Source organism: Mucilaginibacter sp. PAMC 26640 (genome assembly GCA_001596135.1).
GTDB lineage: Bacteria > Bacteroidota > Bacteroidia > Sphingobacteriales > Sphingobacteriaceae > Mucilaginibacter.
Window position 1 is genome coordinate 1,841,621 of sequence record CP014773.1, and the last position, 21,737, is coordinate 1,863,357.

Below are 21,737 nucleotides of genomic sequence, written 5' to 3' on the forward strand. Positions count from 1 at the left end.
GATAAGCAAATCAGGACTTAAAGGCGATTACTGAGATCTCGACATTAACCCCCTTTGGAAGAGCCGATACCTGTACGGTTTCACGTGCCGGGAAATCAGAAGTAAAGTAAGAACCGTAAACTTCGTTTACCTGGGCAAATGTTTGCATATCTGTAAGGAATATGCTGCTTTTGATGATCTGGTCGAAACCGACACCCGCTTCCGCCAATATAGCTTTTAAGTTCTCCATTACTTGTACGGTTTCATCAGAAATACCAGTGGTGATGATTTCTCCTGTTGCCGGGTTCATTGGAATTTGGCCGGAAACAAATAACATTCCGTTAACGGAAACGGCTTGGCTGTAGGGACCGATCGGGGCAGGAGCGTTTGTTGTATTAATAATGGTTTTCATGCGGTATATATGTGTACAGGTAAATGTATTTAAACCTTCTTTAAAATGAAGAATTTGATAAGCACCCAAATGATACCTAATAAAAACATAATGATAGCTATCGCATTGATGGTATGCATCACCCTAAGATTAAAACTAGTGGGCCTGTTCGGATCTTTTTTTCTGAAGAAATACATATTACAAAATTAATAAAAAAAAGAAAGCTCCGGGTTATCCGGAGCTTTCGCATAATATAATTTTAGAAAAATATTATTTTTTAGCGAATGATACACGACGGTTAAGTACGCGACCTTCTTCAGTAGAGTTGTCAGCAATTGGGTTAGTTTCACCGTAACCTTTTACTTTCACTTTAGATGCAGTAACACCTGAGTTAACTAAGTAAGTTTTTACAGAGTTAGCACGATCACGTGATAAAGACATGTTGTGAGCAGCAGTACCTTCAGATGAAGCGTAACCGTTTACTTGAACAGTTGCAGCTGATGAACGTAAGTCAGCAGAAGTAGCATCTAATGTTGGGTAAGAAGATGTACGTAAAACTGAGCTATCAAATTCAAACTGGATGTTTGAGTAAGCAGTACCCATGTTTTTAGTAGAATCAACAGCAGGAGCTGGGAATACGATAACGCAACCAGAACCATCAACTACGCTACCGGCAGGAGTGTTAGGGCATTTATCGAATTGGTCAGCAACACCATCACCATCAGAATCTTTCTTCAAATCAGTAACAGCATTTTCAACGCTAGTTACACGAGTTTTAAGAGCAGCAACTTCCTGACGTAATTCAGCATCGTACAATTCATCGTACATCATAGCTACAGGGTTAACCCAATCTAAATTTGGTTTGCCTTTGCCACCTAAAGTGAACTCTAAACCAGCGTAACCGTAAGAGAATTTATCTCTAGCTTGTGGTTTAGAAGCGCTGTAAGAAGCATCAAAGTTATTACCATCAATAAAGTTCATGGTGTAACCTAAGTTTAATGCAACCGCATCAGCTAATCTGAATTTAACACCTACACCGATAGGGATAACCAATTCTTTAACTGTTTTTTTCTCGGTACCGTTTCCTGGAACACCTGGAGCAACATTGTTGCCGTTAGCATCTTTAAGGAAGTAGTTGTAGTTACCAGTGTTACCAGCATCAACATCAGCAGCATTTGCAGTGTAACTTGGTTTGTAGAACACTAAACCACCACCACCGGTGACGAAGAAGTTGATTGCGTTTTTGCGACGTAAGAAGTCAACTGTTGCAACGTTAACGATACCGCTCAAAGTTACATCATAGAATTTAGTAGCAAATCCAGCTCTTTGGCCAAATGCTACAGTGTTGCCATTGATGTCTTCGTTTTTACCTTTAACCTGGCCGTAGTGACCATCTAATTGTAAGCCAAAAGAGTGAGCTAACTGTTTCCTTAACGAAACACCAAATCCGTAAGAGATTTGATAGTTAGTCCATTCGTTTGTACCACCAATAGCTAAAAATGGAGATGTTACACCACCATTGATACCAATGCTAAAAGTTTTGTACTGACCAGCTCCGCCAAATACCTTTGGAGTGCCTGCTGCAGATGACATAGTCGTGTCTGACATTGTTGTTGTGGTCATGGTTTTAGTAGTGTCCGTCTGGGCACTAACCATTCCAGCAGTTAACAAAGCAGCAAACGATAATGCAGCTGTTTTTTTAAGTGTAGAATAATTCATAGTTTTAAGATTAAACGATTTAATTGTGATTTTTTTCAAAATTAGTAATTATGTTTGAAACGAATACCAATTTTTGTTCCAAAATTTATTTTACCTACTATAAATAATAAAAATAAATTGCTTTTGTTAAAATACACGTAATCTAACCATGAAATATCTACCTGTAAATGAGCGTCTATTTCTAATTAATAGAAAAAATTTCGTTTCGCGACTAAAGCCAAACGCTATAGCTATATTTCACTCTAATGATGAATTCCCTCGCAATGGTGATCAAAACTTCATTTTTAAGCAAAATCCCGATTTTTTTTATCTTTCTGGTATTGATCAGGAGCAAAGTGTCCTGATTTTGTTTCCCGATTGTCCTAATCCGTTATACAAAGAAGTACTGTTTTTAAGACAAACCAGTGAACATATAGCTGTATGGGAGGGGCATAAGTATACAAAAGAGGAGGCAATGGCTGCGTCAGGCATACAAGCTATCTTTTGGCTGCAAGATTATGACGCGATTTTGCACTCTATAGTTAACTATGCAGAGCATATCTACATCAATAGTAATGAGAATGACCGATATAGCCATACCGTTCCATACCGTGATATGCGTATGTACGAAACGCTTAAATTAAAATATCCGCTGCATCACTACGAGCGGTCTGCGCTTATACTGCGCGATTTGCGTGTAGTAAAATCAGACACTGAAATTGAACTGACCAGAAAAGCATGCGAAATTACCCGGGATGGGTTTATACGTGTCCTGAAATTCACCAAACCCGGGGTAAGCGAATTTGAGGTGGAAGCTGAGATTATTCACGAGTTCATCAGACAGCGGGCTACCGGGCACGCCTACAACCCGATCATAGCATCCGGGAATAACGCTAATGTATTACACTATATAGAGAATAACCAGGTTTGTAAAGATGGTGACGTAATGTTGCTTGATTTTGGTGCCGAATATGCTAACTACAACGCCGACATGACCCGCTCCATACCTGTAAACGGACGCTTTACCGCACGACAGCGACAGGTATATGATTCCGTTTTGCGTGTACTGAAAGCTGCAACCGCTATGATCGTTGCCGGTACCGTATGGAATGACTACCATGAAGAGGTTGGAAAAGTGATGACATCGGAACTGATTGGTCTTGGTTTATTGGATAAACATGATGTAGAGAAGCAGGACCCCAAAGCACCTTTATATAAGAAGTATTTTATGCATGGCACCTCGCACCATTTGGGCCTCGATGTGCATGATTATGCCAGCCGGTACAAACCGTTTGAGGTAGGTAATATCTTAACCTGCGAACCCGGTATTTATATACCTGCCGAAGGTTTGGGCATCAGGTTGGAAAATGATATATTAATAACTAAAGAAGGTAATATCGACCTAATGGCGGATATACCCATAGAAGCAGAACATATTGAAGAGATAATGAATTAGCTCTTTAACAGATTTCCCCTCTCCTCAGGGTGCGGTGGGGGCTTGATAATCTGCTATAAACTTGTATAGGTTAAACCCGTCCTCTTTAAAAGCTTCAGCAATATCCTGCTGAAGCTTTTTTTTATTTATCCCAACCATTCGGTTTTGTTGGATGAGGCTGTAAGCCTTTTGCGCCAGCAAAAGTTCTTTGCGATCGTTGCTTCTTTTTTGCGGCAGTAATATCAGGTCTGCCACTTTATCTATTCCTTCGTTTTGTGAAGCTATGGTTCTCAGTATGGGTATTTGCTCCCCTGGTTTCTGGTGAATAATCTTTTTTAGATTGTTGATGAAAAGGTCGGCACCTTCACGGTCGGCTTTGTTGATGATGAAGGCATCGGCAATTTCCATCAGTCCCGCTTTGATATTCTGGATCTCGTCGCCGGCTTCGGGCACCAGTACAACGAATGTAGTATTGGCAAGCCCGGCTATTTCAACTTCAGATTGGCCCACGCCTACCGTTTCAACAATAACATGGTCGAAACCGGATGCACGCAGCACATCTGTCATTTCAATAGTTTTAGCAGACAAACCGCCCAGTGAACCCCGTGTAGCCAGCGACCGGATAAACACGTTGGGATTATTGAAGTGTGCCGCCATCCGGATCCTGTCGCCAAGCAATGAACCAAAATTAAATGGCGAGGTTGGGTCTATAGCCAGTATGGCTATCTTTTTATCTTTCGCCAATAGTTTAGCTATTATAGCATTTACCAGTGTGCTTTTGCCGGCTCCGGGCGGGCCGGTAATGCCGGTTACCGGTATATTACTATAAGGAAGCGATTTTAAAATTTCTACGGCTCCTTGCAGGTTATTCTCAACAATAGTGAGTTTCCGCGCAACCGAGCGGAAATCTATCTCTCCATTGTTAATATGTTGCATTGCGTTTTCCATTTGCCGGTAGCCCATAAAGTAACAAAAATAGAAGTTAATTAAACAACTGGCAGATGAGTATATTTGCCGCAAACACTATTTGCTGAATGAAAGTATCCGGTTTTACGTTTATCCGCAACGCAGTTAAAAACGATTATCCTGTTGTGCAGGCCATTATTTCCATACTGCCCTTATGCGATGAATTTATTGTGGCGCTGGGAGATAGTGACGACGGTACTGCCGATCTGATCAAAAGTATCGGCTCTGCCAAAATACGCATCGTAGAAACCGTTTGGGATAGCAGCGAGCGCAATGGCGGAAAGGTTTTTGCCGACCAAACCGACATCGCCTTTAAAGCTATAGCGCCAGATAGCGACTGGGCCTTCTATATCCAGGGCGATGAATGTGTGCATGAGCAATATTTGCCGCTGATCAAAAAGGAGATGGCGGATAATTTAACGAATGCCAATATCGAAGGGCTGTTATTTAAATACCTGCATTTTTATGGCTCTTTTGATTATTACGGGCAATCGCGCAGGTGGTACAGAAGGGAGATCAGGATTGTGCGGAACAATACGGCGGTACACGCGTACAGGGACGCGCAAGGTTTTAGGTGGGATGGCCGCAAGCTTAACGTTAAACTGATAGACGCCTATATTTACCATTACGGATGGGCAAAACCCCCGGCCGGACTAAATAATAAGATACGCAACTTTAACAAGTTTTATCATAATGATGAATGGCTGGCACAAAATGTCCCTGATACCTACCAGTTTGATTATAGCAATGCCGACCGGTTGCTGCCATTTACCGGCACACACCCGGCAGTAATGCAAAAGCGGATAGATGCCACCCGCTGGAATATTGATCTTGCGGACAAGCAATTAGATAAGAGTATGACCTTTAGGCGGAGGGCGCTGCAGTTTATTGAAGACCTTACCGGCTGGCGAATCGGAGAGTATAGGAACTACAAAATAGTGAAATAACCGCGATTGGGGAGTCTGAATTGGACAGGCTGTTTCACTTTGTGAATGCGAATCGGGTGAAACAGTATTGTTTCTGATTATTAGATAGTTGCATTTTTTTGTGAATCACTTTGGAGCAGCCTTATTGTTGAGTGTAACAGCGTAAATGACTATTAGTCAGCAAAATAAGGAAATACGGGTTAGGTTAGTAAAACACCATGAAACAACTTCGTGAAACACTTTTGAAACAACAAACAGGTTAATGAAACATATATTGATCAGTCGTACGGATGCCATTGGCGATGTGGTTTTGACGCTGCCTATGGCCGGTTATTTACGTCTCCTATATCCTGCTGCCAAGATCTTGTTCCTGGGCAGAACTTATACCGGGCCGGTGATTAGGTGCTGCACCAGTGTTGACGAGTTTATAGATTATAACGACCTGTTAAAACTGGATGAAAAACAACAAATTGCTTTTTTAAAGCACAAGCACATCGACACCATTATTCATGTGTTGCCCAATAAGCATATCGCGGCTTTAGGCAAACGGGCCGGCATCAAGACCAGGATAGGTACCCGAAACCGTGTTTTTCATTGGTTTTCATGCAATGTTCTGGTAAAACTGAGCCGTAAAAAATCTGACCTGCACGAAGCGCAGTTAAACCTAGTATTATTAAAGCCACTTGGGCTGGAGTCGGTTCAAACCATTCCGGCCATTGTAAATCATAACGAATTTAAGCCGACCATCGCAATACCAGCCAGGTTAAATGAATTACTGGTAAAAGATCGGTTCAACCTTATCCTTCATCCAAAATCTCACGGTAGTGGGGTGGAGTGGGGACTGGACAAATTCAAACAACTGGCAGAGGCATTAGCTGCCTCCGGTGTTAGGATCTTCATTACGGGGTCCGACAAAGAGCAGGCCTTATTGGCAGACTGGGTAAAAACCCTCCCCGCAAATGTAACTGATGTAACCGGGCAATTGACACTGGATGAACTGATCGCTTTTATTGCGGCATCCGATGGTTTGGTGGCATCCGGTACCGGTCCGCTGCATTTGGCTGGGGCTTTGGGTGTGCATACTTTAGGTTTATTCCCGTCATCGCGCCCCATCCATCCCGGCAGGTGGGCTCCAATTGGGAAAAAAGCCGAATATTTGGAAAGTGACGGCGGTGATTTGCGAAGTATAACGGTGGATATGGTAGCTAATAAAATTAACACCTGGCGCAGTGGATGTCGGCCATAAACGAGTGTTAATATACATCAGCTAAATTGTATAATTTTGTAAATTAATAATTTAAATGAAGACCTACTTTCGTCTGCTATCTTATGCAAGGCCAATTGGAAAATTTGCAGTCCCTTATATAATTTGCACGGTACTATATGTGATTTTCAGTACAAGCGTGATCGTGTTGATCGGCCCTCTTTTAAATACGCTTTTCCACATTGGAGGCCCGGTGTCGGGTGCAGCAAATGTGGCTAACCCGGGAGCGCTCGATCTTTCGGGCTGGTTTCAGCATTACCTCCAGTATTTTTTACATACTTACGATGAATGGACGGCTTTAAAGTTTGTTTGTGCAGTATGCGTTGCCTCGGTGTTTTTAGGAAACTTTTTCAGGTATCTGTCGCAGCGTATTATGGAAAACTTGCGTGTCTACACCCTATTGAACCTGCGCCGCTCGGTGTTTGATAATGTAATGAACCTACACCTCGGTTTTTTTAATAACGAGCGTAAAGGAGACATCCTGACGAAGGTTGCATCTGATGTTCAGGTGGTGCAATTCTCAGTAACCAGCACTTTACAGGTTGTTTTTAAAGAACCGCTACAACTTATTGGGTTTTTAGTGGCGCTTTTCTCTATCTCCGTAAAACTCACTTTAATTTCCTTACTGGTATTACCGCTATCCGGCTTTATTATCTCCCGCATCGTAAAACGGCTAAAGGCACAGGCTATAGCAGGGCAGCAATCCTATAGCAATATGATCAGCTACCTGGACGAGGCTCTTTCCGGTATTAAAATCGTGAAAGGTTTTAATGCTACAGATTTTGTTAAAGATCGCTTTAACGCCGAGAACGAGCGCTACTCTAAGATTTCAAAATCGATAGCCAAAAGACAGCAATTGGCGTCTCCAGTGTCCGAGGCATTATCTATTACTATGGTAGCTTTTATCATGCTCTATGGTGGTTACATGATCTTTCATAAGTCATCAGAATTATCTCCTGGTAGTTTTGTGGCTTACATTGCTTTGTTTTCGCAGTTAATGCGCCCGGCAAAGGCAATAACGGATGCGTTCAGTAATATCCATAGCGGTATCGCAGCGGGCGAGCGTGTGCTGGAACTAATAGATCAAAAGCCAGCTGTTACAGACGCGCCATGTGCAAGTACGCTCGACGTTTTTAGTGAATCAATGCGTTTTGAAAATGTGTCGTTTGCTTATGAGGAAAAGCAGGTCCTGAAAAATGTAAGCATAACGGTGCCAAAAGGCAAAACAGTGGCGTTAGTCGGCCCATCCGGCGGTGGTAAATCTACCATGATGGATATGATCCCTCGTTTTATGGATCCACAGCAAGGTAAAATAACTGTTGATGGGCACGATATCAAAATGGTTACTGCCAGTTCGCTGCGTGCATTGATGGGCATAGTTAACCAGGAATCAGTATTGTTTAATGATTCCATTTATAATAACATTGCCTTCGGTAAAAAAGGGATAAGCCGCGAGGAGGTAGAAGCAGCAGCCCGCATAGCAAATGCCCACAACTTTATTTTGGAGACGGAAAAAGGATATGAAACCAACGTCGGGGATCGTGGCGCAAAATTATCTGGCGGACAAAGACAAAGGATCTGTATCGCTCGCGCGGTGCTAAATAACCCGCCTATTATGTTGCTGGACGAAGCCACATCGGCCCTGGACACAGAATCGGAAAAGCTGGTGCAGGATGCTTTAAACAACCTGATGAAGAACCGCACCTCCCTGATCATCGCGCATAGGTTAAGCACCATTCAAAATGCCGACTTGATCATTGTGCTGGAAAGCGGTAAAGTGGCCGAGCAAGGCACCCATCAACAATTACTAAAGCAAAACGGAGTTTACCGCAAGCTGATAGATATGCAAACCTTTAACGATTAATCAAAATTGTTGCTTTTTATGTAGTTGATCATCTTATTAAACTTATTAATGACCGTTTCCCAGGTGTAATTTTTGGCAACGTATTTTTTAGCGTTGCTGCTTAACAGAGCAACATCAGTTTGTTGTTTAATGATCTTATCTGCGGCTGTTTTAAAACCAGCATAATCATGGTAAACAAAACCGGCCTGGCTTTTATCTATATGATCTTTTAAAACCTCGCAGCCTTCATTGGCAATTACCGGAATACCATAAGCCATACTCTCCAGCGTTACCATTGACAGACTTTCGTAGAACGACGGCATTAAAAGAGCCTGGGCATTTTGTAATAGGTTTATTTTGACGTCCTCATCCACAAAACCCATTTCAATAATAGCAGGGTGCCGCGGGATTTTCATGAAAGCCTGCCCTACCAACACCAATTTCACATCGGTTGTGGTAGCTTTTACATATGCCAAAAAATGATCGAACATTACTTGGCAACCTTTGCCACTATCTATCCGACCAATGTAAATGAAATAAGGTGCATCGGTTTTCAGCAAAGTTTTTACATCGTGTTTTACCGCAGGCTCGGTGGCTTCTACACCAACACCGGCAATGTTGCTGTAGATATCGCCATTATTAAAAAGAGTGTTCACGAAGCTTTTCTCGCTTTCGGTATTGTACATGATCGCCTTGGGCGTTTTAAAAAAGGGCTTAAAAAAGGGAAAGTAAATGGGGGCTTCGTCGTGAGCAGTTGGGATCAGTATCGATTTTTCGGGCGCTACTTTTATACCGAAAATGGTGGGGTGATATAAATAAGTGAAAAAGATCAGAGCATGATATTGCTGTTGATTTTCTTCCAGGTAATTTATAAGGCCCGGCAAATAAGGCCCTTGTTCTTTCACCCAGTTGTCGTTATCCTCCTGCGTAATGTTAGAGGGGACGAGCTTTTCGTAAAAATCAAGCAAGCCCAAATAGCGAAGCACTTTTTGATAGGGTTTACGCTTTTTAAATTTGCGGTTTAGCACCCGGAACTTTTTACGATCGCGCATGGTGTTCGTAGCGAAGCGGATCACTTTAATATCGTTGATTAGGGTTTCACCTTCCGCGTATTCATCCGCCCAGGTAAGGTAATTTTTGGCGCAGGAAGTTAATACTGTTACATCATAGGTGTCTTTCAAATGCTCGGCCAGAATGCGGCAATGAAATTCGGCTCCGCCGTTTACCTCCAGGCCGTAGCGTTGAACTATAAAGGCTATTTTCTGTTTCAAATGCTTGCTGGCTTTTTATTATCGTCTGTTGAAAGGCTGTCGTAAAACTCGTTTTGCTTTTCTTGCCGTACTATTTCCTTAACGTGTACAAGGCAAAACTCTTCTGATTCTGCGGGCAGGTGAAAAGATTTTTTAAAGCCGCACAACTTTTCGTGCACTTTATAGCGCCATTTAATTTTTCCATTCAGCCTGAATAACCTGAACTGGTAATCTGGGTAGTTTACCCGGTTCTGCTCGTCGCGGGTCCAGTTCCATTTCGTTATGTGCTCGTCGGTTAGCCCGTTTACAATATTAATGCGGGGCACCAAAAAACACTCAGCTTTTACTTTCCTGCGCACAATGCGTTTTATGTTTTTTATTAATGATGGCTTCGGGATCTCATCGGCATCTATCTGGAAAAGATAGCTACCCGTTGCCTCGGCTATCAGTACGTTTTTAAAAGTAGCAAAATCGCCATCCAGTTTGGCTCTAACATGTTTAATGCTTACTTTATATTTAGCAATAATTTCGTTCACTGCGGCATATTCCTGGGTTGTATCCTGTAACACAAGGACACTGTCGCGTTTACCAATCAGTGGGATCAGTGTACTTAGTAACTCATCCAATTCGCGCGCCTCGTTGCATACGGTTATGCCGTAAGTGATGCGGATCTGTTTAAACAAATTATAAAATATGCTCATCATTTACGGTAGTTATAAATCAACTCGGCTTCGTGCGTTGTTGATTGCTGTACCTCGAATTTTAATGCGCGGTGCTTAAAACTGGTTTTAGTTTCCCCTATAATTTTTTTCAACAGGGGCACTTCGCTATTTAAATGTTCTGTTATCACCTTGCTCAAATTTTCGATAACATGATACGATTTATGATTGAAGATTTCGCCGTTGATAGCTATTAAAACACCGTTAGTTTTTGGGGCATCATATGGCTTTATTTTATCGGCCAGGGCGAACGCCGTATTCGGTTGTTCATTGGCGATGTAAGGAGCGCAATCAAAATCGGTATACAAGGTACTGCACCAGGGCTCCAATTTATATAGAAGGTCGTCGGTCATGTTGGTTATGCAAAATCCAATATCGTAACGCTTTTTCACCGGCGAAAAATTAGCGAAGCCCCACTTACGTACAAAGTTACGGTTAGAATTTACTTCGATGCGTTTGGTAGTGGCCTGGTATTCTGCCGAAAAGCGGGACGTTTTACTTACAAAATGGTAAGCAATGGCATCCAGCGCCGTAAAAAATTTGAGGCCCGATAACTTTAGGCGCAGTAAAAGGTCGTCGTCTTCGCAAAACATGGGTTTAAAAAGCGGGTCGAGGCCGCCTATTTTCAAGAGTTTATCTCTATCGGCACATAAAAAAAATGATACATCGTCTAGGTGGGTAGTGCCGGCGGCTCTTTTGCTTGTTTCTTCGGCGAAGCTATACAGGTCGTTTAGCCTGAGGTTATCCAAGCTCTCTCCAAAGTCCTTAACAATTTTGCCTGGCCTTACATGGTCCGAAAATATCGGGGGCTCGATAGTAGTATAATAAACCACGTTTTGCGGCCCGGCATGCTGCAGTATATTTTGTATAAAGCCGGGCGTAAGCACCACGTCGTTATGGGCAAATGTCACATACGGTCTGGTCGCCAGCTCGGTACATTTATTATAGGTTTGGGCAAAAGTTTTATTCTCTGCCGAGTGAAAAGCAATGAGGTTTTTGTCGTCCAGTGAGTCGAGCCATTCGTGTGTGCCGTCGGTGCTGTTATAGCTGACGAATACGATCTCTACATCGGGATACAGCGCCCGGGTAGTCGCATAAAAATGCTTGCTGTAATCCAGGTTGTTCTTCAATCCAACTAAAAGCGATACATTGTAACTCATGCTGATGCTCCCGTTTTGGCTATTGTTTCGCTTAACAATTCCTGGTACAATCCTAAATAATTAAACGCTGTTTTATCCCAGGAAAATTGTGCCGCTCTTGCTATGCATTTGCCCGCCATCTGCTCTTTCTCAAATTTGTCCATCCCGTTTTTAAAAACGCTTTGCATATCCGCGGGCTCAAAGCTTTTAAAGTAAAACGCCTCATCGCCGCCAATTTCCGGCAGCGATGTTTTGTCTGATAAAAACACAGGCTTGCCAAACGCCATCGCTTCTAAAACCGGCAGGCCAAACCCTTCGGCCAGCGAGGGGAACAAAAAGGCACTGCAGTTTTTATAGTACCAGGCTTTTTCATCGTCGCTTATCGGCCCGGTAATTTGGATGCGGTTAGACGCACCATATTTTTCGGCTTCTGCCAAAAGTAATTCTTTATAAGCTAATACAGGTGTGATACCTGATATCACCATTTCGTAGTCATTATCCTTTAAAAGCGACGGTAAAACATGGAAGTTTTTTTTCTCGTTAAGCGGCCCCAGCGTAAAAAGAAATTTTTTTCGAGGAATGTAGGCAGGCTTAAAATCCGGTGCCACGGTAAGATCATCGGCTCCGTTATAAATTACACTTATCTTATCCGCACTTTCCGGGAAATTTCGCCTCACATCATCTGCTACAAAGTTTGATATTGCTATTACCTTATCGCAATATCTAATGCATTTTGCTAATTTCAATTTATACTTCTTTTTAAAATCATCACTGTAACCGGGTTGGTGCAGCTGGTTAAGATCATGTATGGTTAGTACCTTTTTCCCGAGTACTTTCCATGGCCGCAGGCGGCAATTTTGGTCGCTAAAATGTACGATATCGAAACGATAAAAAAAAGGGAAAAAAACTTTATGGAACTTGTACAGGTGGTATAACGCTAAGCCTTTAGAAAAAAATCCTGACTTGTCTTTTATATAATAATTTAGTTTAAATCTGCCCTGATTATGCTTATTTATATGTCCAAACAGTGCTTTCCCGAAATAATAGAAACCTGTATTGGGATCTTTCATCGAATCAAGCGTTAATAGCAGTTCGGGCTTTTTTATTCTCATCATATACTTACAGAGTTGTAAAGATACCAAACTTACAATAATGCCCTGAAAGTAATTTTGCTACGTCGCATTTGTAAAAAAATAAGGCCATCCTGATTGGACGGCCTTATCTGTGTAGCAAAAATTCTTCTTACTGAAACTTAAACCCAATTCCCACCTGGAACACCTGGTTTCGGAAATCAGGCAAACTAGAGTTATCGTCGCCACGGTTTTGGCTCAGATCCAGCGCGTAGCGGAAACGGAGTTCGGTATTGCGGTTGAGATCAATGCCCAAACCTATGAGGCCGGATATATAGCTTTTATCCCGCAGGTTATCGTAGTTGTCACGGTAAATGGTGTTGAAGCCATTATCATAAGTATTGCGTGTGGAAGTTTGGAACGTTAGCTGCGGGCCCACTACAAAGTTAAGTCCCCGTGTAACGCGGAACTTGGCCAGTAAAGGGATATCGATGAAGTTGGTACGGGAACGGAATGTACCGTCGACAGTTTCGGCTTTATAGCCCTTTTGCGAAAACAAAAATTCAGGCGCGAAAGATAGGGGATAAACGATAGGCAGCTCGAAAGTAAGCCCCACATGTGCGCCGGCGATGCTGCTGGTACTAAAATCGGAGTTATAGGCGTCAACCGTATTGCTGATATTTAACCCGCCCGCGACCCCTACTTTAGGGCGATACCAATCGTCCACCTGGCGTTCCCGCTGCTGATTGGGTAAGTGCCTGACTATGCGGCGCGGATAACGGCGGGGGCCATATTGCGCACTTGCAGTACCCGCTAAAGTTAACAGGCCCAGGGCTAAAAAAAGAAGTTTTTTCATCATGCTTGTTGTTTAATGGTTAAGAAGCCCACAGGGGTTTTACCCGGGCCGGTAGGCCTCTGTTGTAAATTTTTATAGCTTATAGAATGTTTTTTTTCGCCAAGGTTTATTTAGGTTTACAAAAAATTGGTACGTGTAACAAAACAATTACCCGCACCGCTTATTAAGCTACAATTACTACAATGCGATATAAACTACACTTTATCTACAGCCTGCTTTTGTTGATGGCTGGCACAGCCACCTCCTTCGCGCAAAAAGCAGCGTTCATCAGCTCTTTGTCCGAGCAAAACAAATGGGTAGATTCTGTTTATAATAAGCTTAACAGGCGCCAGCGTGTAGGGCAGTTGTTTTTTGTACGGGCGCATACCAATAAGGGGCAGGCCTATGCAGATTCGGTAGCGGATGTGATTAAAGATGAGCATGTTGGCGGACTGGTTTTTTTCCAGGGTGGGCCGGGCAGGCAGGCTAATCTCGTCAACTATTACCAGTCGGTTACCCGGGTGCCCCTGCTGATCGCTATGGACGGGGAGTGGGGCCTGGGCATGCGGCTGGATTCTACCGTTTCTTACCCGTACCAGATGACTTTAGGCGCTATACAGGATAATAACCTGATCTATAAAATGGGGGAGATGGTGGCCTATGATTTTAAACGCCTGGGGGTACAGGTTAATTTTGCGCCCGATTTCGACGTGAATAATAACCCGGAGAACCCGGTGATCAACTACCGTTCTTTTGGTGATAACAAGTTTAACGTGGCCCGTAAGGGAATTATGTATATGAAGGGGATGCAGGACGCGGGACTCATCGCGATAGCCAAACATTTTCCGGGCCATGGTGATACCAATGTAGATTCGCACTTTGATCTGCCTTTGCTGCCCTTCACCCGCGAACGGCTGGATTCGCTGGAAATGTACCCTTTTCGCGAGGCTATTAATGCCGGTATAGCAGGGGTGATGATAGCGCACATGAACATTCCGGCGCTGGATGCTACAAAAAATTTACCGTCTACATTATCCCGCCCCGTAATTACCGGTATCCTGAAAGATTCGCTGGCTTTTAAGGGGATAGTGGCATCTGATGCGATGGAAATGAAAGGTGTTACCAAGTATTTCCCTAACGGAGAGGCCGATTTGAAGGCCTTTTTGGCGGGGATGGATCTGATCGAACTCTCTACCAACTCAAAAAACGCAGCTAAGCTGATCCGCAAGGCGGTGCGTCACAACCAAATCTCGGCAGGAGAATTTGAAGTCAAAGTGAAGAAGATCCTGGCGGCAAAATACTGGGCCGGTTTGAACAACAAAGCGCACATTGCGCCCGGGGGCCTGGTGCAGGACCTTAACCGCCCGGCCGCCGCCGAACTGGTGCAGCAGCTGAGCGATGCCGCCGTTACCATGCTGAAAGGCGACAGCAGGACGATTAAACAGGATACCACCAAAAAAACCGCCATCATCAGCATAGGCGTTTCGGAATATACCACCTATCAAAAAGAACTTTCCAAAAGCTATCCCAACAGTAAAATGTATACGGTGGCAAAAAATGCCACAGCTACCAGTTTAAATAGCATGCTGGCCATGTGGAAACAATATGATCAGGTGATCATCGGTATTCACGATGCCCGCCTGCGCCCCCAAAGCAAACTGGATTACAGCAGCGATGTTAAATTGCTGATTGCGGATCTGGCCTCAAAAAATAATTCGGTAATCAGTGTATTTGCCAACGCCTATACCATTGCCGGTTTGCCTGGGATAGAAAAGGCAGGTGCCTTGCTGGTTTGCTACCAAAAGGATGATGCCCTGCAGCGCGCAGCGGTGAAAGTGATCACCGGTAAAATTAAGCCCACAGGTAAACTGCCGGTAAGCGTAAATACTTTCTTTACTACCGGGGCAGGTGTAAGCCTTTAAATCTTAAATTAAAGTGTCATTGCTTTTTTAAAGGTGTTGTCATCCTGGTTAAGCACTTCATAGTAAACGCTGTTGCCCCATTTAAAACGGGCAGCATTTGCTTTGATCAGTGTTTTGATGAGCCCCTCAGAGATCTTCATATCCTTTGCGCTGATCTCCTGGATGGTTTTTGCGGCATATTGCACAAAGGCCTCCAGTTCGTTGCTGGTAACGTTATATTGTTTCAGGAAGTCGGCCTTCGAGTTGTATTTTTTGAGCAGCGGCTGCAGCCGGTCAATCACGTAGGCGGTGAAAAGTTGTTTATCCGTTAGGTCCTCCAGCAACTGCGTGTTCTGCGAGGTATCTGCAGGCACAAAAACATCCGGCATAATACCGCCCGAGCTAAACACTCTGCGGCCGTTGGTGGTATGATAGGTGGATGCGCCAATAAAAGCGCTATCCGCCAGGCTGCTGCCAGCTGATAGCAGCTCGCCTTTTCTAACGCGGTCGGCCAGTTCATGGCGGTAGCTTTGCGCCCCGTTTTTGTAAGATTTTTGGATGGAGCGGCCCGATGGCGTATAATACCTGGCCACGGTTAAATTAATGGCGGTACCATCTCCAAAGGGAAACTGCTGCTGAACCAACCCCTTGCCAAACGACCGGCGGCCCACCAGGGTGGCCCTGTCCAGGTCCTGCAGCGCGCCGGCCAGGATCTCGCTTGCGCTGGCAGAGTATTCATCTATCAATACCGTGAGTTTTCCGTTTTCGTACAGGCCCGAATCGGTGGCGAAATAGTCGGTACGCGGTTCGTGCACGCCTTTGGTGTAAACGATGAGTTTGCCTTTACTTAAAAATTCATCGGCCATTGCCGTTGCGGTGTTTAAATAACCGCCACCGTTACCGCGCAGATCAAGCACCAGGTGTTTCATGCCATCAACCTTTAAATAGTTAAGGGCCGTTCTGAAATCTTTGTTGGTTGTGGAGGCGAACTTGCTTATTTTAATATAGCCCGTTGTGCCGGTTAGGTACGATGCATCCAGGCTGCTCAGGGCCACGCGGCCGCGTTTGATGAGGTAATTTTTACCGGGTTGGTTATTCCGCCGGATATTGAGTGTTACCTCTGAATCCTTTTCGCCGCGAAAGGTTTTACCGATGCGCAGGGGAGTTAGTTTTGTGCCCGAGAAGGGTTTATTGTCAACCAGCACCACTTTATCACCTGTCATTAAACCGGCTTTTGCGGCTGGTCCGTCCGGATAGATCTGGGTGATCACCAACGTATCGCGCAGTAACTGGTACTCCAGCCCGATGCCGTTGAAACCGCCACCGAGTCGCTCGTTTATATTTTGGGCCTGCTGGGCGGGCAGGTAAATAGAATGCGGATCGAGGCTTTGCAGCATATCGTTTACCGTTACGCCTTCAATGCTATCTGTGTTTACCGAATCTACGTAGTTGTTATTTACCAGGTTGAGCACCCTTGAAATTTTATCGCTTTGGGCAGGGGCGCCAAAAATTGTATGGCCATTAAAATCGCGGGTCATCAAAATCCCGATAGTAACGCCGATCAGTATCAGTAATATAGTTCTTAAAATAACCCCTGCAGCCTGTTTCATGTAGATAGTGATGGCAAATTTAAACAATAGCCACAATAGCGTATAATTTATATCATCTTCGTTAAAGGAGTTTTCGCTATTGTCAAACTGTTATCATAATGATGGCCTGAGATATCTTTAAGGCACTTACTTGCGTATCTAAATTGATGAAGAAAATATTTTTATTTGCTGCGTTTCTGATTATTTCGGGTGTCGCCGTTTTTGCAAAAAGCAATCCGGTGCCTAAAAAACCGGTGCTGGATACGGCCACATTTGCTACAGGCTGCTTTTGGTGTACTGAAGCAAAATTTAAACAATTAAGGGGTGTAAAGTCGGTCGTGTCCGGCTTTAGCGGAGGTACAACCGTAAAACCCACTTACAAAGAAGTTTGCACCGGCAAAACCGGGCATGCCGAAGCTTGTAATATCGTTTACGACCCGAAGGTGATCTCATACGATGAGCTGATAGCGGCCTTTTTTGTAGCACATGACCCAACCCAGTTAAACAGGCAGGGGAACGACATCGGCACACAATACCGCTCGGCTATATTTTACCATAGCTTGGCGCAAAAGCAAAAAGCTGATTATTACATCGCGAAGCTGAACACCGAAAAAGCTTATCCGGCTAAAATCGTAACCCAGGTGGTGCCCTACAAAGTGTTTTATAAGGCGGAAGATTACCACCAGAATTATTTTGCACTGAATGGCAATCAGCCCTATTGCAAATCGGTTATCCAGCCGGAAGTAGAGAAGTTTAAAAAGATATTTAAAGATAAACTGAAATAATGAAGAGTTTGATCATGATGCTGGTAACGGTTTTGTCTCTGGGTGCAAGCGTCAACGCACAGCAGTTGAAATCACCTGCGGGGCATCAGAATAATCCTTATTATTCCAATACGGATACTAAGCATTTAAACGTAACAAATGACGAATGGAAAAAGATATTGCCTAACGACCTGTATGCCACTGCGCGCGAGCAGGCTACCGAGCGACCTTTTACCGGCCAATACTGGAATAAAAATGCAAAGGGAACCTACTATTGCGCCGTTTGCGGTAACAAGCTGTTTCGGTCGGATGCCAAGTTTTCGAGCAATTGCGGCTGGCCCAGCTTTTACGAACCGGTGCGCAAAAATAGTGTGATCTATAAAGAAGATAATTCCGTTGGCATGAAACGCGCGGAGGTGATCTGTGCGCGTTGTGATTCGCACCTTGGCCACATCTTTAACGATGGCCCTCCGCCAACCCACAAAAGGTTTTGTATGAATTCCGTTTCGCTGGATTTTCAACCGGACGGTTTGGGGAAATAGTTATTTGGACCGAATTCATAATAGTGAGATTTTCACGCTCTTTGCGCTTGAGTAGAAAGTTCGCGCTTTGAGTGCCTCGGGGTGAGTCGCCTTTGCGGGCGAGATAAAATTCCAAGCCCAATCCAAACACTTTTCTTTGCTTTGCTGATTTTTGCTCAATTTTGTAAAAATCAAATAGCCTTAATGGAAAGAACTACCGAAAAGGACTCTAAATACAACGGCCTGGAAACAATGTCGTTGCTGGAGATCCTTACCAATATCAATAAAGAAGATCAAAGTGTACCCTTGGCCGTTGAACAGGCCCTGGAGCAGATAGAGGACCTGGCCACCATCGTATCCGAAAAGATGCGGATTGGCGGCAGGTTATTTTACATCGGCGCTGGCACCAGCGGCAGGCTGGGCGTGGTTGATGCATCAGAATGCCCGCCTACCTTTGGCGTGCCCTTTGATTTAGTGGTGGGCATCATCGCCGGGGGCGATCGCGCTATCCGCAGGGCCGTAGAGTTTGCCGAAGATGACCGCGAGCAGGCCTGGAAGGATCTGCTGGAATTTGATATCAACGAAAAGGATGTGGTTGTAGGGATAGCAGCTTCGGGTACTACGCCTTACGTTATCGGTGGTTTGCAAATGGCTAATGAGCAAAATATTGCAACAGGCTGCATTGTATGTAATGCCAAAAGCCCGGTGGCGGCAGAGGCGCAATACCCGGTTGAAGTAATTGTAGGCCCCGAGTTTGTAACCGGCAGCACCCGCATGAAAGCCGGCACAGCGCAAAAACTGGTTTTAAACATGCTGAGCACAAGCGTAATGATTCGCCTGGGCCGTGTAAAAGGTAATAAAATGGTGGATATGCAGTTAAGCAATAACAAACTGGTAGCGCGCGGCACCAAAATGGTGATGAGCGAAACCGGCCTGGACGAAAAAACGGCAGCTGCTTTACTGAAACAGCACGGAAGTGTAAGGAAAGCGGTGCATTTCCATACAGCCAATAAATAAGCATATGCGATTTATTCCAATCCTATTAATTTTTCTGACTCTTGTTAACATTGGCTGTTCGCAGCCTTCTGGTAAGTCGACAGTGGCTCCATCTGCTGCATTTAAAAAAAGTATTAAAATGGATGACGCTGAATTTTGGAAAATTATCGATTTTGCTTTTAAGGTTGCCGGAGAAGATCAGGAAAAAGAACAAAAAATTATAACTGAGAAATTATCAATGTATACTGCTGAGCAAATAATAGCGTATGAATTGATATTTAGCAAAAAACTTATTGAAGCTAATGATTTTAAGATGATTGCTGCAGCCCGGATAATTGACGGTTCGGTTACTGATGATGGCTTTTTGTATTTTAGGTGTTGGTTAGTAAGTCGCGGTAAAAATACATTTGAAGGGGCCATGAAAAATCCTGATTATTTGGCGCAGGTGACTGACCGAGGAGTTGTTGCCGATTTTGAAAGCATGTTGTATGTTTCAACCGAAGCTTATAAGACCAAAACCGGGAAAAAAGAGGAGGATGATTCCTTTCCTCGCAACGTCGCTTACAAAACAGGTTTGAATTATGAAATGGGCGGACAGCCAACCGCTGGCGAAGATTGGAAAGAAGAAGACCTGCCTAAGTTATATCCAAAACTCTGGAAGAAATTTAATTAAGAAAGCAACTCAATGCACGCAATAGAACCCTACTATAAATGGCGCGATGATTACATAGCTGCAGAGGACGAGTACTCGCCCTTTTACGCTACGCAATACAACGAGTTTGAATTTGATAAACAGATCTATAATTACCTGCTGCATCCGCAGTGGGATTCGTTCGGATCTAACACGCTGTATATGAAAGTGCTGTTTGTTGATTACGACAAAGGGTACAGCATTATTGAATTTATTGGCGAATGGAACGATGCCATCAACAACGATATCATGCTGCTGAAGCGGGAGATCCTGGAGCTGATGATAGATCAGGGCGTTACCAAATTTGTGCTGATAGGCGAAAACGTGCTTAACTTCCATCACTCAGATGATAGCTACTACGAGGAGTGGTTCCAGGATGTGGAGGATGGCTGGATTGCCGGCATCAATTTCCAGGACCACGTGATCAAAGAATTCAAGAACAGTAATATCGATTACTACATCAACTTCGGCGGGCAGCTGGATGAACTGAACTGGCGGGCGCTTAAACCTGTGCAGGTATTTAAAAAAGTGGAAGAGCAGCTGCAGAAAAGATTAAATTGAGATTTACATCCCATTGTAAGCTTTAAGCAGGTTTATAACAATTCAATCGCACTTAACGTTTCAACTTTACTATATTCGTATTAAATAATCCTAAATAAAAAATGGAAACTAACACTTCTGATTTCGTTTACGCAGACAAGCCGGGCATCGTTGAAAATGCTGAAGCGTCGCGTAAATTTATAGCTAATGTATTCTTATGGATGTTTGTGGCGCTGGGGCTGTCTTCTGTATGTACCTATATTTTTGCATTCAATCCCGAACTATCTGCCATAATTCGCGATCCGCTTACTAATCACAATACCATTTGGGGTACCGTGGTTACCTTTGCGCCGCTGGCATTTGTGTTCTTAATTTCCGGAGCATTTAACAAGTTTAGCTTCGCCGGTCTGCTTATCGCTTTCCTTGCTTTTTCTGCATTGATGGGGATGAGTTTGAGTAATATATTTTACATGTATTCGGTTGCTACCATATCTGGTACTTTCATCACTGCGGCAGTGGTATTTGGCGTAATGGCTGTAGGCGGTTATATCACCCACCAGGATCTAACCAAGTTTGGTTCTATCCTGATCATGCTATTGATCGGTATCGTTGTGGCTACCCTGCTCAACGCTTTCATATTGCATAGTGGTAGCCTTGGTTTAATTATCAGCTATATTGGGGTTGCTGTATTTGTGGGCCTAACGGCGTACGATGTTCAGAAGCTTAAACGGATGGGCGCAGTAATTGAAGCCGGTGATGAATCAGGCAAAAAAATGGCCATCATGGGTGCCTTAACTTTGTACCTCGATTTTATTAACCTGTTCCTGATGCTGCTGCGCGTATTTGGCGGTAACAGGAGATAATCGGATCTCAAATAGATTTTGAAAGCTACCTTCGGGTGGCTTTTTTTGTTTGTCGTGCGCAGGAACGAGGCATCTTTAACCGATAAGCAACCGTAGCAAAATTCGTTATCAAACCCTGCGTTCCTTAAGGGTGACACTTTTACGATTTTGCATTCCTACTTATCCTAAGACAACTTCATTCTGCCCCCAGGCACTCCATTTGCACAATACAACATTAATAATCATATTTGTGATGCTTATGGAGAAAGGCGGAGGGATTAGACCCTGCGATGTCTTGGCAACCTGTGCTTACAAGGTGCTACATTCTACTTAGCCGGGAGAAATCGGTTAGGAAAGATAAGCGGAAGTCATTATTAC

The 21,737-nt window shown here is 43.9% G+C and carries 20 protein-coding genes and 1 other annotated feature; of the genes, 11 read left to right on the forward strand and 9 right to left on the reverse strand.

Annotation, left to right across the window (positions count from 1 at the left end):
* Nucleotides 1-10: 10 nt before the first annotated feature.
* Nucleotides 11-391, reverse strand: a complete 381-nt coding sequence (locus tag A0256_07920; protein AMR31356.1) for a reactive intermediate/imine deaminase — start codon at nucleotides 389-391, stop codon at nucleotides 11-13.
* Nucleotides 392-640: 249 nt separating this feature from the next.
* Entirely contained in the window at nucleotides 641-2,089 is a 1,449-nt protein-coding gene (locus A0256_07925) for a flagellar motor protein MotB (GenBank protein ID AMR31357.1), read from the reverse strand.
* 148 nt (nucleotides 2,090-2,237) lie between these two features.
* Between A0256_07925 and A0256_07930 the strand changes: the two genes are divergently transcribed.
* Nucleotides 2,238-3,524, forward strand: a complete 1,287-nt coding sequence (locus tag A0256_07930) for an X-Pro aminopeptidase (protein ID AMR31358.1) — start codon at nucleotides 2,238-2,240, stop codon at nucleotides 3,522-3,524.
* 24 nt (nucleotides 3,525-3,548) lie between these two features.
* On the opposite strand, the gene A0256_07935 is transcribed toward A0256_07930, so the two are convergent.
* On the reverse strand, nucleotides 3,549-4,439 hold the full coding sequence (locus A0256_07935; GenBank protein ID AMR34473.1) for a transporter: 891 nt from the start codon (nucleotides 4,437-4,439) through the stop codon (nucleotides 3,549-3,551).
* A 98-nt stretch (nucleotides 4,440-4,537) separates the two neighbouring features.
* Between A0256_07935 and A0256_07940 the strand changes: the two genes are divergently transcribed.
* The 3 genes from A0256_07940 (at nucleotide 4,538) to A0256_07950 (ending at nucleotide 8,523) form a co-directional block, all read left to right on the forward strand.
* Nucleotides 4,538-5,416, forward strand: a complete 879-nt coding sequence (locus A0256_07940) for a glycosyl transferase (GenBank protein ID AMR31359.1) — start codon at nucleotides 4,538-4,540, stop codon at nucleotides 5,414-5,416.
* Nucleotides 5,417-5,657: 241 nt separating this feature from the next.
* Nucleotides 5,658-6,641: a glycosyl transferase family 9 gene (locus tag A0256_07945; protein ID AMR31360.1), complete on the forward strand. Its 984-nt coding sequence runs from the start codon at nucleotides 5,658-5,660 to the stop codon at nucleotides 6,639-6,641.
* Between the two features lie 55 nt (nucleotides 6,642-6,696).
* Complete coding sequence (locus A0256_07950) at nucleotides 6,697-8,523, forward strand: antibiotic ABC transporter ATP-binding protein (GenBank protein AMR31361.1); 1,827 nt, start codon at nucleotides 6,697-6,699, stop codon at nucleotides 8,521-8,523.
* Here A0256_07950 and A0256_07955 read toward each other — a convergent pair.
* The 5 genes from A0256_07955 to A0256_07975 form a co-directional block, all read right to left on the reverse strand.
* Entirely contained in the window at nucleotides 8,520-9,773 is a 1,254-nt protein-coding gene (locus tag A0256_07955) for a hypothetical protein (GenBank protein AMR31362.1), read from the reverse strand. The two genes, A0256_07950 and A0256_07955, sit on opposite strands and share 4 nt — an antisense overlap.
* A complete protein-coding gene (locus tag A0256_07960; protein ID AMR31363.1) occupies nucleotides 9,770-10,453 on the reverse strand; it encodes a hypothetical protein in 684 nt (227 codons plus the stop codon). The genes A0256_07955 and A0256_07960 overlap by 4 nt, the downstream gene beginning before the upstream one ends.
* Complete coding sequence (locus A0256_07965) at nucleotides 10,453-11,631, reverse strand: hypothetical protein (protein AMR31364.1); 1,179 nt, start codon at nucleotides 11,629-11,631, stop codon at nucleotides 10,453-10,455. Before A0256_07965 ends, A0256_07960 begins: the two co-directional genes overlap by 1 nt.
* The gene (locus A0256_07970; protein ID AMR31365.1) at nucleotides 11,628-12,722 is read right to left on the reverse strand and encodes a hypothetical protein; all 1,095 of its coding nucleotides are present in this window, start codon (nucleotides 12,720-12,722) and stop codon (nucleotides 11,628-11,630) included. Before A0256_07970 ends, A0256_07965 begins: the two co-directional genes overlap by 4 nt.
* A gap of 130 nt (nucleotides 12,723-12,852) precedes the next feature.
* Nucleotides 12,853-13,536: a hypothetical protein gene (locus A0256_07975; protein AMR31366.1), complete on the reverse strand. Its 684-nt coding sequence runs from the start codon at nucleotides 13,534-13,536 to the stop codon at nucleotides 12,853-12,855.
* Nucleotides 13,537-13,718: 182 nt separating this feature from the next.
* Here A0256_07975 and A0256_07980 point away from each other — a divergent pair, with 182 nt between their 5' ends.
* Nucleotides 13,719-15,437 carry a glycoside hydrolase family 3 gene (locus A0256_07980; GenBank protein ID AMR31367.1) on the forward strand — a complete coding sequence of 573 codons (1,719 nt, stop codon included), beginning with the start codon at nucleotides 13,719-13,721 and terminating at the stop codon, nucleotides 15,435-15,437.
* Nucleotides 15,438-15,445: 8 nt separating this feature from the next.
* Here the strand turns inward: A0256_07980 and A0256_07985 are convergent, their stop codons facing one another.
* Nucleotides 15,446-17,026, reverse strand: coding sequence for a hypothetical protein (locus tag A0256_07985; protein AMR31368.1), 1,581 nt, complete (start codon nucleotides 17,024-17,026; stop codon nucleotides 15,446-15,448).
* A 146-nt stretch (nucleotides 17,027-17,172) separates the two neighbouring features.
* Between A0256_07985 and A0256_07990 the strand changes: the two genes are divergently transcribed.
* The 6 genes from A0256_07990 (at nucleotide 17,173) to A0256_08015 (ending at nucleotide 21,380) form a co-directional block, all read left to right on the forward strand.
* Complete coding sequence (locus A0256_07990) at nucleotides 17,173-17,790, forward strand: peptide-methionine (S)-S-oxide reductase (GenBank protein AMR31369.1); 618 nt, start codon at nucleotides 17,173-17,175, stop codon at nucleotides 17,788-17,790.
* On the forward strand, nucleotides 17,790-18,311 hold the full coding sequence (locus A0256_07995; GenBank protein ID AMR31370.1) for a peptide-methionine (R)-S-oxide reductase: 522 nt from the start codon (nucleotides 17,790-17,792) through the stop codon (nucleotides 18,309-18,311). Before A0256_07990 ends, A0256_07995 begins: the two co-directional genes overlap by 1 nt.
* A gap of 183 nt (nucleotides 18,312-18,494) precedes the next feature.
* A complete protein-coding gene (locus A0256_08000) occupies nucleotides 18,495-19,307 on the forward strand; it encodes an N-acetylmuramic acid 6-phosphate etherase (GenBank protein AMR31371.1) in 813 nt (270 codons plus the stop codon).
* 82 nt (nucleotides 19,308-19,389) lie between these two features.
* A complete protein-coding gene (locus tag A0256_08005; GenBank protein ID AMR31372.1) occupies nucleotides 19,390-19,959 on the forward strand; it encodes a hypothetical protein in 570 nt (189 codons plus the stop codon).
* Nucleotides 19,960-19,971: 12 nt separating this feature from the next.
* Nucleotides 19,972-20,538 (forward strand): hypothetical protein, encoded by a 567-nt coding sequence (locus tag A0256_08010; protein AMR31373.1) that lies wholly within the window; start codon nucleotides 19,972-19,974, stop codon nucleotides 20,536-20,538.
* A gap of 101 nt (nucleotides 20,539-20,639) precedes the next feature.
* Nucleotides 20,640-21,380 (forward strand): hypothetical protein, encoded by a 741-nt coding sequence (locus A0256_08015; protein ID AMR31374.1) that lies wholly within the window; start codon nucleotides 20,640-20,642, stop codon nucleotides 21,378-21,380.
* A gap of 233 nt (nucleotides 21,381-21,613) precedes the next feature.
* Nucleotides 21,614-21,723, forward strand: a binding site (SAM riboswitch class I).
* The last annotated feature ends 14 nt before the right edge of the window (nucleotides 21,724-21,737 follow it).

Bases quoted from the DNA above. Each gene is read 5' to 3' on its own strand.
- A0256_07920 (AMR31356.1), bottom strand. From the start codon at position 391: ATGAAAACCATTATTAATACAACAAACGCTCCTGCCCCGATCGGTCCC.
- A0256_07925 (AMR31357.1), bottom strand. From the start codon at position 2,089: ATGAATTATTCTACACTTAAAAAAACAGCTGCATTATCGTTTGCTGCT.
- A0256_07930 (AMR31358.1), top strand. From the start codon at position 2,238: ATGAAATATCTACCTGTAAATGAGCGTCTATTTCTAATTAATAGAAAA.
- A0256_07935 (AMR34473.1), bottom strand. From the start codon at position 4,439: ATGCAACATATTAACAATGGAGAGATAGATTTCCGCTCGGTTGCGCGG.
- A0256_07940 (AMR31359.1), top strand. From the start codon at position 4,538: ATGAAAGTATCCGGTTTTACGTTTATCCGCAACGCAGTTAAAAACGAT.
- A0256_07945 (AMR31360.1), top strand. From the start codon at position 5,658: ATGAAACATATATTGATCAGTCGTACGGATGCCATTGGCGATGTGGTT.
- A0256_07950 (AMR31361.1), top strand. From the start codon at position 6,697: ATGAAGACCTACTTTCGTCTGCTATCTTATGCAAGGCCAATTGGAAAA.
- A0256_07960 (AMR31363.1), bottom strand. From the start codon at position 10,453: ATGAGCATATTTTATAATTTGTTTAAACAGATCCGCATCACTTACGGC.
- A0256_07965 (AMR31364.1), bottom strand. From the start codon at position 11,631: ATGAGTTACAATGTATCGCTTTTAGTTGGATTGAAGAACAACCTGGAT.
- A0256_07970 (AMR31365.1), bottom strand. From the start codon at position 12,722: ATGAGAATAAAAAAGCCCGAACTGCTATTAACGCTTGATTCGATGAAA.
- A0256_07975 (AMR31366.1), bottom strand. From the start codon at position 13,536: ATGAAAAAACTTCTTTTTTTAGCCCTGGGCCTGTTAACTTTAGCGGGT.
- A0256_07980 (AMR31367.1), top strand. From the start codon at position 13,719: ATGCGATATAAACTACACTTTATCTACAGCCTGCTTTTGTTGATGGCT.
- A0256_07985 (AMR31368.1), bottom strand. From the start codon at position 17,026: ATGAAACAGGCTGCAGGGGTTATTTTAAGAACTATATTACTGATACTG.
- A0256_07990 (AMR31369.1), top strand. From the start codon at position 17,173: ATGAAGAAAATATTTTTATTTGCTGCGTTTCTGATTATTTCGGGTGTC.
- A0256_07995 (AMR31370.1), top strand. From the start codon at position 17,790: ATGAAGAGTTTGATCATGATGCTGGTAACGGTTTTGTCTCTGGGTGCA.
- A0256_08000 (AMR31371.1), top strand. From the start codon at position 18,495: ATGGAAAGAACTACCGAAAAGGACTCTAAATACAACGGCCTGGAAACA.
- A0256_08010 (AMR31373.1), top strand. From the start codon at position 19,972: ATGCACGCAATAGAACCCTACTATAAATGGCGCGATGATTACATAGCT.
- A0256_08015 (AMR31374.1), top strand. From the start codon at position 20,640: ATGGAAACTAACACTTCTGATTTCGTTTACGCAGACAAGCCGGGCATC.